General features: G+C 40.7%; 14 protein-coding genes. 13 read left to right on the top strand and 1 reads right to left on the bottom strand.

All coding sequences use genetic code 11. The annotated features are described in order from the left end of the window. The first annotated feature begins 52 nt into the window (after positions 1-52). Genes LQ227_RS02380 through LQ227_RS02390 form a run of 3 tightly spaced genes read left to right on the top strand, consistent with a single transcriptional unit; the run spans position 53 to position 1,817 of the window. The gene (locus LQ227_RS02380) at positions 53-478 is read left to right on the top strand and encodes a cupin domain-containing protein (RefSeq protein WP_230143778.1); all 426 of its coding nucleotides are present in this window, start codon (positions 53-55) and stop codon (positions 476-478) included. Position 479: 1 nt separating this feature from the next. Beyond that, positions 480-1,526: an alpha/beta hydrolase gene (locus tag LQ227_RS02385; protein ID WP_230148093.1), complete on the top strand. Its 1,047-nt coding sequence runs from the start codon at positions 480-482 to the stop codon at positions 1,524-1,526. A gap of 3 nt (positions 1,527-1,529) precedes the next feature. After that, positions 1,530-1,817 carry an SDR family NAD(P)-dependent oxidoreductase gene (locus tag LQ227_RS02390; RefSeq protein ID WP_230148095.1) on the top strand — a complete coding sequence of 96 codons (288 nt, stop codon included), beginning with the start codon at positions 1,530-1,532 and terminating at the stop codon, positions 1,815-1,817. Between the two features lie 77 nt (positions 1,818-1,894). Here the strand turns inward: LQ227_RS02390 and LQ227_RS02395 are convergent, their stop codons facing one another. Then, entirely contained in the window at positions 1,895-2,650 is a 756-nt protein-coding gene (locus LQ227_RS02395) for an NADPH-dependent F420 reductase (RefSeq protein WP_230148097.1), read from the bottom strand. 225 nt (positions 2,651-2,875) lie between these two features. Between LQ227_RS02395 and LQ227_RS02400 the strand changes: the two genes are divergently transcribed. The 10 genes from LQ227_RS02400 to LQ227_RS02445 all read left to right on the top strand — a co-directional run bounded on the left by LQ227_RS02400 (position 2,876) and on the right by LQ227_RS02445 (position 14,206). After that, positions 2,876-3,223, top strand: a complete 348-nt coding sequence (locus tag LQ227_RS02400; RefSeq protein ID WP_230148099.1) for a helix-turn-helix domain-containing protein — start codon at positions 2,876-2,878, stop codon at positions 3,221-3,223. Between the two features lie 285 nt (positions 3,224-3,508). Beyond that, entirely contained in the window at positions 3,509-4,327 is an 819-nt protein-coding gene (locus LQ227_RS02405) for an SDR family NAD(P)-dependent oxidoreductase (RefSeq protein WP_230148101.1), read from the top strand. A 60-nt stretch (positions 4,328-4,387) separates the two neighbouring features. Beyond that, positions 4,388-5,284, top strand: coding sequence for an AraC family transcriptional regulator (locus LQ227_RS02410; RefSeq protein ID WP_230148103.1), 897 nt, complete (start codon positions 4,388-4,390; stop codon positions 5,282-5,284). 294 nt (positions 5,285-5,578) lie between these two features. Then, positions 5,579-6,187 carry a TetR/AcrR family transcriptional regulator gene (locus tag LQ227_RS02415; RefSeq protein ID WP_230148105.1) on the top strand — a complete coding sequence of 203 codons (609 nt, stop codon included), beginning with the start codon at positions 5,579-5,581 and terminating at the stop codon, positions 6,185-6,187. 44 nt (positions 6,188-6,231) lie between these two features. Further along, positions 6,232-7,605 (top strand): TolC family protein, encoded by a 1,374-nt coding sequence (locus LQ227_RS02420; RefSeq protein ID WP_230148107.1) that lies wholly within the window; start codon positions 6,232-6,234, stop codon positions 7,603-7,605. 5 nt (positions 7,606-7,610) lie between these two features. After that, positions 7,611-8,657, top strand: coding sequence for an efflux RND transporter periplasmic adaptor subunit (locus LQ227_RS02425; RefSeq protein ID WP_230148109.1), 1,047 nt, complete (start codon positions 7,611-7,613; stop codon positions 8,655-8,657). Positions 8,658-8,667: 10 nt separating this feature from the next. Beyond that, positions 8,668-11,721 carry an efflux RND transporter permease subunit gene (locus tag LQ227_RS02430; RefSeq protein WP_230148112.1) on the top strand — a complete coding sequence of 1,018 codons (3,054 nt, stop codon included), beginning with the start codon at positions 8,668-8,670 and terminating at the stop codon, positions 11,719-11,721. A gap of 86 nt (positions 11,722-11,807) precedes the next feature. Beyond that, on the top strand, positions 11,808-12,704 hold the full coding sequence (locus LQ227_RS02435; protein ID WP_230148114.1) for a 3-hydroxyacyl-CoA dehydrogenase: 897 nt from the start codon (positions 11,808-11,810) through the stop codon (positions 12,702-12,704). A gap of 65 nt (positions 12,705-12,769) precedes the next feature. After that, complete coding sequence (locus LQ227_RS02440) at positions 12,770-13,543, top strand: SDR family oxidoreductase (RefSeq protein ID WP_230148116.1); 774 nt, start codon at positions 12,770-12,772, stop codon at positions 13,541-13,543. 48 nt (positions 13,544-13,591) lie between these two features. Then, a complete protein-coding gene (locus tag LQ227_RS02445) occupies positions 13,592-14,206 on the top strand; it encodes a TetR/AcrR family transcriptional regulator (protein ID WP_230148117.1) in 615 nt (204 codons plus the stop codon). Positions 14,207-14,210 lie beyond the last annotated feature (4 nt).

Genomic DNA, 14,210 nt, shown 5'->3' on the forward strand with positions numbered 1-14,210 from the left:
GATATCTGTCTCACTGACAGCACTATCGTGCAACAATCAAAATAAAGAAAATATGAAAAATGATAAAAGCGCACTAACAGAAATTTTCCCTAAGGGAGAAAAAGGCTCGAGCGCGACCTTTACTGGGAGTGCTTATCCTACCAGCCTGGTTGCTTCAGATAGCATTTACAATACATTAGTTGGCAATGTATATTTCGAACCCGGTGCCAGAAGCCATTGGCACAGTCACCCTGCAGGCCAAATCCTCATTATTACCGACGGAGTGGGCTATCATCAAATCGAAGGGCAGCCTGTTGAAATCATCAAAAAAGGAAGTGTCGTAAAATGCCCACCAAATGTAAGGCATTGGCACGGAGCGAGTGCTGATGTGGGCTTGCAACAGCTGTACATCGTTCCAAACACAGAAAAAGGCATTGTAAACTGGAACGAAGCCGTAACAGATGAACAATATTCAATTAAAAAAAATAAATCAAAATAAAATGAGAAAAGTATTAGCAATCGCTGTACTGTTTCTGGTAACAGGACAATTATTTGCACAAAAAGTAAAATCAAATTCAGAAAAAATGAATACATCAAAAGAACATTATACATTCCAGCTCAGCGATAAAGTAACTCGTCAAAAAGTTAGCTTCAAAAACCGATATGGCATTACATTAAGCGGAGATTTATACCTTCCAAAAAATACAGGAACCGAAAAATTATCGGCATTGGCAATCGGCGGACCTTTTGGAGCAGTAAAACAACAATCATCAGGACTGTATGCCAATCAAATGGCAGAAAGAGGCTTTGCTGCTTTGGCATTTGATCCTTCTTACACCGGTGAAAGTGGTGGCGAACCAAGAAATGTAGCTTCACCGGAAATCAACACCGAAGATTTCAGTGCCGCAGTTGACTTTCTGGGATTACAGAAAAATGTAGACAGAAACAAAATCGGCATCATTGGGATTTGTGGATTTGGAGGTTTTGCGTTGAATGCAACTGCGATTGACAAACGTGTGAAAGCTGTTGCCACCACAAGTTTGTACGATATGACCAGAGTAATGTCGAGGGGATACAATGATGTTGTGACGCCTGAGCAAAGAACCAAAACGTTGGAAAATTTAAGCGAGCAACGCTGGAAGGATGCCGAAGCCGGAAAACCTGCAGATGGTCCGAGAAATTTACCGGAAACATTGAAAGGCGATGAACCACAATTTGTAAAAGAGTATTTCGACTATTATAGAACGCCACGTGGTTTCCAAGTCAATTCAGTTAATTCAAACGGGGCCTGGCTGATTACCAATCCAATTTCATTTATGAATATGCCAATTTTAAGTTATGTGAAAGAAATTTCGCCAAGACCAATGCTAATGATTGCAGGAGAAAATGCACATTCAAGATATTTCAGTGAAGATATTTTCAAAATTGCGAATGAACCGAAAGAATTGATTATTATTCCAAATGCAGTTCACGTAGATTTGTATGATAAAGTAGATGTAATCCCTTTTGACAAATTGGATAGTTTCTTTAAAAAAAATTTAAAGTAATGAATGGCTAAAATACTTGTTACAGGTTCTGCAGATGGGCTTGGAAAATTGGCAGCGACGCAATTAATAGCAATGGGTCATCAGGTGGTTTTGCACACAAGAAATGCGCAAAGGGCAGATGAAACTGCCAAAAAAGTAAAAGGTGCTTATTCACTAAGAAATTGTCAATTATTAAGCTTGAAAATTTTAAAGACTTTGCACAGTATGAGCAAAAAATCGTCGTGTATTTGCAATATGCAACCATTTAAAATCAACCAAAAAAATACCCTTCAAACCCCTGAGGGGTATTGACTCCATAGGCTATGCTAACAATATAATTTAGGTTTACGGCGACAAATTAATTTTTAGCTAATGGTTGTATCCCCTAATTACTCCGATTTTGGATTTTTAGGAAATAGGGAGCGGTTAAATTTCACTATCTCCTCATGCGAGGGCTGAGTAGTACGTTCAGCGAATAGTTTAATCACAGAATCCCTAATTTGAGCAGCAACTTCCCTCACGCCATCATTGAGTGCCTGTTTCAGATCCACTGCATTTAATTCTGTACAATAGGCCGGAGTTCCTGGCTGATGCCTCCATGAACTTTCCAAATTACCAGCATCAACCACATCAAAGCCTGCTTGATTGATAAGTCCGGATATAATTTCTTTTGCTTTTGGATCATCTCCTGATATAGCCATTGCTATACGCCCGGGTGCACCTTTAGGTGTCCCCCCAGACGCAAGGCTTTCTGCAAGCAGATTATTGAATGCTTTAATGACAGGGCGCCCTATTTGTTCAGCAACCCACACGCTCTCCGCTTTACCTTTTTTGATTTCCTCGACATCAGCATCGCGGAATGGATAGTAGTTGGACGTATCCACTAGAATGGTATCTGGTGGCATTTCGTCAAATAAAGTTTTTGACAGGCCAGGAATAGCTATGGTCGGCACTGATAGTATGACCACATCTTTACCTTTAACAAGATCCTCCAAGGGCGAAGGTAATGCACCTAATTCATTTGCCCGCTTTTCCAGTTCAGCAAATTCAGCCGAATTGGTTACGAAAACCTGATGTCCTGCTGCAACCATTTTTTTTGCGATTGTACCTCCAATAGCACCTGTACCTATTATTCCTATTTTCATATTCAGTATCATTAATATTTGTCTTTATAAATGTGCTATTAGATTATGGCAACCTTTCCTTGAAGTCTTTTCATATCATATTGATTAGTAGATAAAAAATTCAATTGTTTCATTAGTCCTTATCAATCAGCCTATTCCAAATAATTATTGCAAAGTTACCATATTTTACTTTCCTTTGTATAGTACTTTCCCAAAGGAAAGTACTTTTGTTCAAAGGATGAGACTATGGCTAAGAAAAAAGAACACTGTGACTGTTTGAATACTGTGAAGCCGGTAAGGGACGCGCTTGATGTAATCAGTGGCAAATGGAAACTGCCCATCATTATTTCAGTGGGTGTTGGTAATGACCGTTTTACAGACATACAGGAAAGCATTCCAGGGATAACCCCTAAAGTCCTGGCTAAAGAACTCAAGGACCTGGAACAGCATAAACTATTAAAGCGTACCGTTTTAGATGGCTACCCCGTCAAAATCCTGTACACCCTGCAACCTTATGCAGATACCTTAACACCGATAATATACTCCCTAAAAGATTGGGGAATCAACCACAGGAAAGTAATCACAAAAGAGTAATGCACTTAACTGTTGTTCGCAGCAGTTAAGTAAATCATATCAAAATACCTTCAAAAGTGTTCAACACGATTCCGCAGCTCTGCTCCTTTCCAGTACAGCATATATGGCAAAACAGATTTTGCAACCGTTCTGCAAGAATTGTCCTTTTTTTTTGTGAAGCACTGAAGTAAAAGAGCATAATATAGGTCAAACGTAGAAACGTTTCATTATTGCCTACTTTTGTATCACAATAGCTGTTAACAATTGACTGAACTTTGTCATCATCAAATATTAAAGAATAATATAATGGCAAAAACAATTTTTATAACTGGCGCATCACGCGGATTCGGCAGGATCTGGACAGAAGCATTTTTACAACGTGGCGATAATGTTGTTGCGGCTGTGCGCAACCCGGAAACATTGGCTGAACTCGCAAAGGAATTCCCTTCGAATCTATTGGTCTTAGAACTTGATGTAACCGATAGAGAGTTGAGTTTTGAATCGATCGAAATTGCAAAAAAACACTTTGGACGCATCGACGTCTTAATCAATAACGCGGGCTACGGACATATTGGAGCTGTAGAAGAGCTAAGCGAGCAAGAGGTAAGGTCACAATTTGAAACGAATGTACTGGGTTCATTGTGGACCATACAAGCGGTTGTTCCTATTATGCGCGAACAGAAATCGGGGCACATCATTCAGCTTTCAAGTGCGCTGGGACTAAATACGGTATCATTAATGGGGCTTTACAGTGCATCGAAATTCGCAATCGAAGGCCTTACAGAAACATTGGCCGGCGAAGTGAGTGATTTTGGCATTAAGGTAACCATACTGGAACCGGCTGGTTTCTCCACAGATTTTTTTGGTACCAATTCGCTTGCCTTAAGTGCAACAGTAAATGCTTACGATAAGATGAGAAAAGATTTTTATGAGCATGCCGGAGAGCAAGATTCCGGCAATCCTATTGCAACTATCGGAGCGGTTCTAAAATTGGTGGATACAGAAAATCCGCCATTGAGGTTGCTACTGGGTAAGACTGCTTACCCTTGGATAAAATATACTTACGAAGAGCGCCTGAAAACATGGGAATCATGGCAGGATGTTTCTGTGGCAGCCCATGGCTAATGGAAGTTTAACTTTACAGGATCCGGATTTGCTGGATTCTGTTTTTATCACTGCTGAAAAATGGATCACTTTAAAAAAATAAGCGAGCTGCATGAAGCGCTTGGCGTTAACCCTCCGGAGCATCCGCTTTTTAGTGTGGCATATGGTGAGCGGGGCACCTGTGACGGAAATAATATACTCGAATTTTCTTCGGAATTTTACATCATAGGATTTAAGAAGCTGAAATCGGGCAGCATGCAATATGGGAAAACAAAATATGACCACGACCGTGGCTCGATGTCTTTTGTAAAGCCCCACCAGAAAGTTGCCTTTAAAAATGTCGAACTGGAAGAGAAAGGTTTTCTGATTATTATCCATGAAGACTTTTTACCCGGAAATATCCTTTACCACGAAATTAAGAAATACGGCTATTTCGATTATGAGGTGAATGAGGCTTTGCATCTCTCTCCTGCAGAGGAGGAAATCATCTGGAATTTGTATTTCAGCATTGATAAAGAATATCACAATAATACAGACGAACTTAGCAAGGCCATCATTGTTAGTCATCTTGACGCCATGCTCAAATATGCACAGCGCTTTTATAAAAGACAGTTTATCAATCGTACACAATTATCCGGCTCAACGGTAACAAAGTTTAACGAATTACTTGCAACTAATTTTGAAGAGCGGAAAACGAAAGATATTGGACTTCCCAGTGTATCTCTAATGGCAGAAAAGCTGCATATATCTCCGCGCTATTTAACCGATCTGCTAAAGGAAGAGACAGGAAAAACGGCATTAGAGCTAATCCATCTTTTCCTGATTGGTAAAGCTAAAAATCTATTGGCCGAAGGCGAATTGAATGTATCGGAGATTTCGCATTTACTTGGTTTTGAAAACACGACCTATTTTTCCCGGCTGTTTAAAAAAGAAGTGGGAACATCACCCACTCAATTTAAAGACCACTTTCTAAATTAATAGCAACGTTGATAAGGTAGCGTTCTTAAAGTTATAATTAATTACCCCCCTTTGAACAAGTCGCGGTTGAGGGACTTGCAACAAGGGACTCTAAACATTGTTAGAGATACTGAATCTTAAATTATAGGCTTTTCACCAAAATCATCAAGGTTAAGTAAACTATACAATCATTTAAAAAAAAATTTGTATTATTGAACACCGTTCAATATATTTGTATCCTCAATTAAAATGAGAAGTTGCAAATGAAAAAGTTATTTCCTTAATCCGGTTATATCTTTACAAATTATTTTATCCATGGGCATTACAGAAAGAAAGCAAAGAGAGAAGCAAGAAATGAGACAGCGCATATTAAATGGTGCCAGAAAAGTATTTCTTCAGAATGGCTATGAGCAGACCAGTATGCGCAACATCGCCAGTGAAATCAGTTATAGTGCAGGGGTGATTTATTTCCATTTTAAGGATAAAGGTGAGATCTTTCAGGAGCTCCATAAAGAGGGCTTTAGCCTACTTCTTAGACAACTTCGGGTGCTTGATTCGGTTATAGATCCATTTGAACGCCTGAAAGCCTCTGGACGTGCATTCATCCAGTTTGCCCAGGAGAATAAAGATTATTATAACTTGATGTTCCTGGTGGAAGAACCATTAAAAAATTCAGAAGAAAGCGGTTTCCAGATTGCAAAAGAAGCAATAAGGTACCTACATGACTTGGTCTTAGAATGCCAACAGGCTGGCCGCTTTAAAGACATGGATCCAGAGTATCTTACATTCATGATCCTATCTGCTACCCATGGCATCTGCGCTCTTTTCTGTAAGGACAGAACTATGAGTTTCGAACACAAGACCAACAAGGAACTTATGGAGAATGGTTATGCATGTTTTGTTTCACTACTTGAGAAGGGCTAACCTTTTTTTTAATATTTTACTGAACACTGTTTAATTTTATTACAATGATTAATTACATTCGAAATCTGCCTACTATTTACAGACTGACCGTCTTACAGCTCTCAGTCATCTTACTCCCATTGGGGCTAAATGCCCAAAATCGTTTGGACGACTATATCGCACAGGGGCTAGCGTCAAATCAGAGCATCAAGGAGCAAAACTTCCTTTTGCAAAAGAACATCTATGCCCTTCAAGAGGCAAAAAGCATGTTCCTGCCCAGCGTAACTTTTTCTACAACTTACACAAAAGCCGACGGAGGCAGAACAATTGATTTTCCTACAGGTGATCTTTTTAACGCCGCCTACTCCACGTTGAACCAGCTCACAGGAAGTAACTCTTTTCCCCAGCTCGAGAACCAGAGCATACTGCTTAATCCCGATAACTTCTACGATGCCAAGTTCCGCACCAGTCTTCCCATCCTAAATGCCGAACTCGTATATAACAAGCGGATCAAAGCACAACAGGTAGACTTGCAAAAAGCGGAAATACAGATGTATAAACGTGAACTGGTCAAAGAAATTAAAACGGCATATTACAACTATCTTAAAGCCACTAATGCAATAAGGATTTATCAATCCTTTCTGAAACTGCTCGAAGAAGGTGAAAGGGTAAACCGGAAACTCTTTGAGAACAACAAAATCAACCGTACGGCTGTGATCCGCAGCCAGAACGAGGTATCAAAAATAAACGCATCACTTACCGCTGCTCAAAAAACAGAAGAATCTGCCCGTTATTATTTCAATTTTCTTTTGAACAGGCCATTAACGGATCCCATTCTGGTCGACGATGTTCCATTGCTGCCCGCCCAGGATAATTTATTGCTTAATGATGTGAATGGCCGCGAGGAACTGGCGAAGCTTGAGATTGCCAAAGGAATAAATAAAAACCTTACCGGCCTTGCCAAATCTTATCTCATACCTAAAGTTGGTACTTCCCTCGATCTGGGTTCTCAGTCCTTTGACTGGAAGTTTAACCAGAAAAGCAGATATTATCTATTGGGCGTTTCATTGGAATGGAACCTGTTTTCCTCAGGAAGAAACAGTTATAAGATAAAACAGGCTATTGCCAGTGAACAGGCTGTGTCGGCGCAGACCAATCATGTAACCCAGCAACTACTTACCGAACTGAATGTGCGCAGGGCAAACCTGCAAAGTGCTTCAGCTCAGTACCGGGCGGCCCAATCACAACTAAAAACCAGTCAGACCTATTATAATGACATGACCAAGCTCTATAAAGAGGGAATGGCCATTTATATAGAACTACTTGATGCCCAGAACCAATGGGTAGATGCCCAACTTCAATCCAACATTGCCCTATTCGACACCTGGATATCCCTTACCGCTATCGAACGTGCCAACGCCAGTTTCAACATACAATAAATATCATGAAGAAGACACAACTCACACTTATTGCGCTTACATCACTATTGTTTGCCTGCAAAGAAAAACCGAAAAGTATAAATCCCCTTGGCCAGCCAGATATCATTTCTGTAAAAGTTGCGCCCCTTTCCTCTTTTGGGGTAACAAACTCCATACAGGTTACTGGACTGGTAGGCACTGAAAATGAAGCGAATTATTCCTTCAAAATTGGTGGGGTAATCAGCAGCATCCTGGTAGATGAGGGACAATTTTTTAAAAAGGGGCAATTGCTGGCCACCTTGAACACCACCGAGATTGCAGCCGGTCTGGCCCAAGCGAATCTTGGTGTAGATAAGGCCGCTCGTGACTATGCCAGGGCGGTAAACCTTTACAAAGACAGCGTATTTACGCTGGAACAATTGCAGAACACCAAAACGGCATTGGATGTTGCAAAAAAAACAAGTGAGGCAACCGCCTTCAATCAGCGTTATGCCAGGATCTATGCTGCCTCTGATGGTTTTGTAACCAAAAAGGTTGCCAGTGTAGGGGAAGTGATTGGTGGCGGAATGCCGGTGCTGATGACGGGCTCAACCCAAAAAAGTGATAGCTACCTGTTAAAGGTTGGGGTAACCGACCTGGAGTGGGCAGGAATCAGTGCAGGGCAACGGGCGGTTGTTTATCTTGATGGATATCCCGAACAGCCATTCCAGGCAACTGTATTGCGTAAACTTCAATCGGCAGATGCCGCTATCGGATCTTTTCAGGTAGAGCTGAAGCTTCAGTTGGGCAATCTGAAACCTGCAATTGGCATGTTTGGGAAGGCGGCAATCGAAACCAATGCTTCAGAAAACAGGACTGTGATCCCATTTAGTGCCCTTGTAGAGGCAGATGGAGAGACAGGTTACATCTTTACCCCTAAGGATGCAAACAGCGTTAGAAAAGTGCCTGTAACCATCCTGAAGTTTGACAATAAAAATGTTTACCTAAAAGATAAACTGGAAGGAATAGATCGCATAGTTATTTCTAATAGCGCCTACCTCAACGAACAGTCCACCGTAAAAATTATCAAATAAAAACCACGAGATGAAAATTACAAATTTTGCTGTAAAGAACTACCAGTTTACCCTGATCATATTTGTGCTTGTGGCAGTGGTGGGACTGCTTACGCTCTTTTCCATGCCCCGCTCGGAGGATCCTACTACCCACCCTCCGCAATATCTGGTAACGGTAATCTACCCTGGCACCAGTCCGAAGGACATGGAAGAACAGGTGGTAAAGCCCATAGAAAATAAGATCTATGGCCTGGAGAACATTGATAAGATCCTGACCACGGTTGAAGATGGCGTAGCAGCGATACAGATCAAGTTCAAGTATGGGGTTGATGTGGATAACAAATACCAGGAAATATCAACGGAAATCAATGCGTTGAAAAACGGTGAACTTCCAAAGGACATTTATCAGATCAAAACCGAAAAAATTGCCTCATCAGATGTAAAGATTATTCAGGTTGCACTGATTTCAAACACCGCTTCGTCCAAAATATTGCGCGACAATGCAGACAAATTGAAGACCCAGCTGGAAAAGATCACCAATCTGAGGGAGGTAAAGTATACCGGGATGCCAGAGCAGGAAATCCGTATCGACATGCAACTCGATAAACTGGCCCAGCTAAAAATACCATTGAACCTGGTTATAGGCAGTCTGCAAAGTGAGGCGGCCGACATTCCAGGAGGAAGTATAAATATAGACAGTAAGGTCTTTAATGTAAAAACCAGTGGCAAGTTTAAAAATGTTGAAGATGTGGCCAATACGATCATTTATAATTCCAACGGAAAAATAATATACCTGAAGGATGTGGCCCACGTTAGCTATATGGACGGCACCATTAACCACATTACCAGAATCAATGGACAACGCTGTATATTGGTTACCTCTTCGATGAAGAACAACGTGGATATCAGTCAGGTTAAGAAGGAGTACACTCCGGTATTGGAACAATTTTCCCAAACCTTACCACAAAACATTAAAATGGTCAAAAATTTTGACCAGGCAGACATGGTATCAAAGCGGCTGGGACACCTGGGCTTTGATTTTGGATTGGCCATACTATTAGTAGTGGTTACCCTATTGCCTTTGGGCTTCAGGCCATCGCTGATCGTGATGATTTCCATTCCACTCTCACTGGCCCTGGGTCTTATTGCAATGAACCTTTTAGGCTTCTCACTCAACCAGCTCAGTATTGTTGGGCTTGTGGTAGCATTGGGGCTATTGGTTGATGATAGTATCGTTGTTGTAGAGAATATAGAAAGGTGGTTAAGGGAAGGCCATTCCAGAAAGGATGCCATTTTAAAGGGCACCAAGCAGATTGGGGCAGCTGTTGTAGGCTGTACCGCAACGCTTGTGATTGCATTTTTACCATTGGCTTTTCTGCCTGATATGGCCGGAGAATTTATCCGAAGCCTGCCTATGGCTATTATTACCAGTGTACTGGCTTCTATGATCGTAGCGCTTACACTCGTGCCTTTTATCGGCAGCAAAATCCTGAAAACCCATACCCATGGAGAAGGAAATTATTTCTTAAAAAAATTGCAGGGCTTTTTAACCTGGTCGTATCGTGGTATTATGCCATTGGCGCTAAAGTGGCCAAAGGTAACCATTAGTATTTCCATTGCATTAAGCGTATTGGCCTTTTTACTCTTCCCACTGGCAGGGTTTAAACTTTTTCCAACCTCAGAAAAGCCAATGTTTCTGATCAATATTAAAATGCCGCTACAGGCAAATATCCCAGAAAGCGATAAAGCTGCAAAGCTGGTGGAAATGGAACTGAAAAAGCATAAGGAAATCGTTTACTACACCTCAAATGTAGGAAAAGGTAATCCACAGATCTATTACAACGTGCACCAGCAGGATATAAAACCGGATTTTGCTCAGATTTTTGTGCAATTGGAAGAAGAGACAAGCCCAAATGACAAAACTGAACTGATTAAAACGCTTAGAAACAAATTCACTGATTTCCCCTATGCAAAAATAGAGGTGAAGGATTTTGAACAGGGTACACCGATAGAGGCGAATATTGTGGTCAGGGTTTTTGGAGAGAATCAGGATACCCTGCGATCGCTCTCGTTCAAAGTGGAGGAGCTGTTACGTAAACATCCAGGTACTTTTTTCATCAACAATGAACTCAATGCCTATAAGTCAGATGTAAAGATCAAGATCGATAAGGCAAAGGCGCGGACATTGGGCGTACTGACCAGCGACATTGACAAGGTGATCAGGTTGGCTGTTGCCGGACTAACTGTTGGGGATTACATTGATGACAGGGGTGATTCGAGGAATGTTGTAATCACCATTCCACGTAATAAGTTTTCAAATCTAAATGCATTAAAGAACCTTTATGTGAACAATATCCAGGGTGCACCAATTCAGATCGATCAGATTGCAACCATTGGGCTGGAAACCTCTCCAACTGCAATTAATCATTTCAATAAATCACGGTTTGCAAAGGTTACCTCCCTCACCAAGGATAATGTTTTGGCAAATGATATCCTCAAGGATATTGTGCCCGAACTCAACAAATTAAAAATGCCCAAAGGCTATTATTATAAACTGTCTGGGGAGGCTGAATCGGAAGGTGATGCGCTTGGCGGAAATTTCCTTTCAGTGATCATCCTGAGTACATTCCTGTTTATCGCTGTGCTGCTGCTACAATTTAAGACATTTAAGGGGATCATTATCGTTTTATCAATTATTCCTTTGGGCGTTTTGGGTGGGGTGATATTTCTGCTGATGACAGGAAATCCGATGTCGCTGGTATCGATCATCGGTTTCATTGGTTTATCGGGCATACAGGTAAAGAATTCGTTGTTACTGGTTGATTTTACCAACCAATTGCGGGAAGATGGAAAAAGCATAGATGAGGCGATCCATATTGCCGGGGAAACCAGGTTCCTTCCTGTTGTACTTACTTCTATTACAGCCATTTGCGGTCTCATCCCGATTGCCATGAATCCCAATCCGCAGATAGCGCCACTTGCCATTGTATTGATTGGGGGGCTGATCAGCTCTACTATATTATCAAGGATTGTTACCCCGGTAATGTACAAGCTTATACCTCCACAATTGCACGAAAAGATATGATATGTCAAAATAGATGGGAAGACTTGTTTCTGGAATTGAGACTGTTCTTGATTAACCTGATTAACCGCATACTTAAAAATTAAAAGATGAAAATTAAAAACGTTACCGTATTTGGATCTGGCGTACTGGGTGCGCAGATTGCCTTTCAGACCGCTTACCATGGCTATAATGTGACTTTGTTCGATATCAACGAAGAACTATTGGCGAATGCAAAGCTGAAGTTCGAGCAGTTTAAAAAATCGTATCAGCAGGATTTGAACGCGAAACCTGCCGATTTGGATATTGCAGTCTCAACCATAAACTTTACAACAGATGTGGCGGCATCCGTAAAAGATGCCGATCTCACGATTGAAGCGATTCCGGAAAACATTCAGATAAAAAAAGATTTTTATTCCAGACTGGGTGCTTTGGCTCCGGAGAAAACAATTTTCTGCACCAACACTTCTACATTGTTGCCAAGCCAATTTGCGGCTGAAACAGGCAGGCCTGAACGGTTTTTGGCTTTGCACTTCGCCACTAATCTGCTAAAGAATAACTTGGCGGAAATTATGGGACATCCCAGTACAGATCCCGAAATTTTTGAGCAGATAGTTCAATTCACTAAATCGATCGGGATGATATCCATACCAATCTATAAAGAACAGCCCGGCTACATCACGAACTCGCTTTTATTGCCTTTATTGATAGCTGGGTTCGACCTCTACCGAAATGGTGTTGCCGATGTGGCCTCTATTGACAAGACCTGGATGAAAAGCCTGGGGGTTGATCTGGGGCCAATGGCTATGTTAGACTTTGTTGGAATGAATACAGCCTACAATGTAGTGAGCTCAATTGCAGAGTCAAGTGGAGACGAGGTCTGGAAGCAAAGACAGGGCTTTATGAAAGAGAACTTCATTGATCAAAATAAACTCGGTATTTCTACAGGAGAAGGTTTTTATACTTATCCAAACCCAGCTTATCAAAACGCTGATTTCCTGAAATAGAAAATAAAGGTTAGAAGTACCCTGTAAAACGAATTAAAGCATTACCCACATAAATTTTACTAAAGATGAAAGAATACATATTAATCACTGGAGCATCATCCGGAATTGGCTACGAAATGGCCAATCAATTGGCAGCACAAAAAAAGAACCTGATTTTGGTTGCCCGTACAGAGAACAAATTACAGCAAATGCAATCAGAACTAATAAACAAGTCTGGCATTCTGGCTCAATATTTCGCTACAGATCTTTCTGATGTGAATGCAGCTAAAAACCTTTACCAAAAGGTGAAAGATGAAAACCTATTGGTGACCCATCTGGTAAATAATGCTGGTGTTGGCAATTATGGCAATTTTACTGAAACGCCATTGGAAGAAGAATTGAGTATGATTCAATTAAATATTTCCAGTTTGGTTGTATTGACTAAACTTTTTGCACAAGATATGGTCAGCCGCAAATCTGGCCGGATTATGAACATAGCATCGGTGGTCGCATTTTTACCGATGCCTTATTTTTCTGTGTATTCTGCCACCAAGGCTTTCGTAAAGGCATTTAGTGAAACACTCGCTGCCGAATTGGAAGGTACCGGAGTTACCGTTTCGTCTCTTTATCCTGGTACTGTGGATACCGGATTTACCACACCTGAGATGCAAACTACCAACCTTCATAAAACCAAGCCGATGACTCCCAAAGAAGTGGCAATACAGGGTGTAAAGCATCTGTTAGAAGGAAATGGAAAAAAAGTAGTTGGTTTTCAAAACTGGTTTAACGCTAAACTTCCCAATTTTGTTCCTGATGGAATTATGATGAAGATTAAAAAGGGGCTGGCAAGTCAGAGATGAAAATAGTTCAGTTAGTGTTGTCGAATATCCTTATGAAATTTATATGATATGTTAAATCGAAGTACGATAATAGATGCCGCTATACAGCTTTTTTCACATTTTGGAATTGAAAAAACTCCCCTTAAAGATATAGCCAAATCGTTAAGGGTGAGTATTCCATCTCTATATTTGTATTTTAAAAACAAAGACGAGCTGGTGATCTGTGTTTTAGAAAAAATAATGAATGAAGAACGTATTTTGATCAAAAAGCAGTGTATACGGTATAAGTCGCTATCCAATTTTATCGATGAATTGGTTGAAATAAAGCGTTTAACTTTTGAAAAGCATAGTCGGCTATACCATTCCCCGGATTACTTAAGAAGGATAGGGTTTTTAGACAACCTGGGTTTATTAAGAATGGTATGCGTGACTGAAAATGTAAATTTAGTTTCAAAATCTGTCTTTGCGAGAGATGACAATAGCTCCCATATATTTAAGGAGGTGTTCATCCGGTTCTTAAGGGAACTCGATATGATATTTCTGAACGATGCTGCCACAAGAGCGAGATTTCACGGATATGGCATTGCGAAAAGAAATGACATCTCTCATCTCATAAGTCAAAAAGCTCGATCTTTTCTATCTGAAATATTGGATAAAAATATCATAGTTCAATATCAAAATTAATGTC

The organism is Pedobacter sp. Bi27, assembly GCF_918698255.1.
Taxonomy (GTDB): Bacteria; Bacteroidota; Bacteroidia; order Sphingobacteriales; family Sphingobacteriaceae; genus Pedobacter.

Bases quoted from the DNA above. Each gene is read 5' to 3' on its own strand.
- LQ227_RS02425 (WP_230148109.1), top strand. From the start codon at position 7,611: ATGAAGAAGACACAACTCACACTTATTGCGCTTACATCACTATTGTTT.
- LQ227_RS02405 (WP_230148101.1), top strand. From the start codon at position 3,509: ATGGCAAAAACAATTTTTATAACTGGCGCATCACGCGGATTCGGCAGG.
- LQ227_RS02380 (WP_230143778.1), top strand. From the start codon at position 53: ATGAAAAATGATAAAAGCGCACTAACAGAAATTTTCCCTAAGGGAGAA.
- LQ227_RS02420 (WP_230148107.1), top strand. From the start codon at position 6,232: ATGATTAATTACATTCGAAATCTGCCTACTATTTACAGACTGACCGTC.
- LQ227_RS02440 (WP_230148116.1), top strand. From the start codon at position 12,770: ATGAAAGAATACATATTAATCACTGGAGCATCATCCGGAATTGGCTAC.
- LQ227_RS02415 (WP_230148105.1), top strand. From the start codon at position 5,579: ATGGGCATTACAGAAAGAAAGCAAAGAGAGAAGCAAGAAATGAGACAG.
- LQ227_RS02445 (WP_230148117.1), top strand. From the start codon at position 13,592: ATGTTAAATCGAAGTACGATAATAGATGCCGCTATACAGCTTTTTTCA.
- LQ227_RS02410 (WP_230148103.1), top strand. From the start codon at position 4,388: ATGGATCACTTTAAAAAAATAAGCGAGCTGCATGAAGCGCTTGGCGTT.
- LQ227_RS02385 (WP_230148093.1), top strand. From the start codon at position 480: ATGAGAAAAGTATTAGCAATCGCTGTACTGTTTCTGGTAACAGGACAA.
- LQ227_RS02430 (WP_230148112.1), top strand. From the start codon at position 8,668: ATGAAAATTACAAATTTTGCTGTAAAGAACTACCAGTTTACCCTGATC.
- LQ227_RS02400 (WP_230148099.1), top strand. From the start codon at position 2,876: ATGGCTAAGAAAAAAGAACACTGTGACTGTTTGAATACTGTGAAGCCG.
- LQ227_RS02395 (WP_230148097.1), bottom strand. From the start codon at position 2,650: ATGAAAATAGGAATAATAGGTACAGGTGCTATTGGAGGTACAATCGCA.
- LQ227_RS02390 (WP_230148095.1), top strand. From the start codon at position 1,530: ATGGCTAAAATACTTGTTACAGGTTCTGCAGATGGGCTTGGAAAATTG.
- LQ227_RS02435 (WP_230148114.1), top strand. From the start codon at position 11,808: ATGAAAATTAAAAACGTTACCGTATTTGGATCTGGCGTACTGGGTGCG.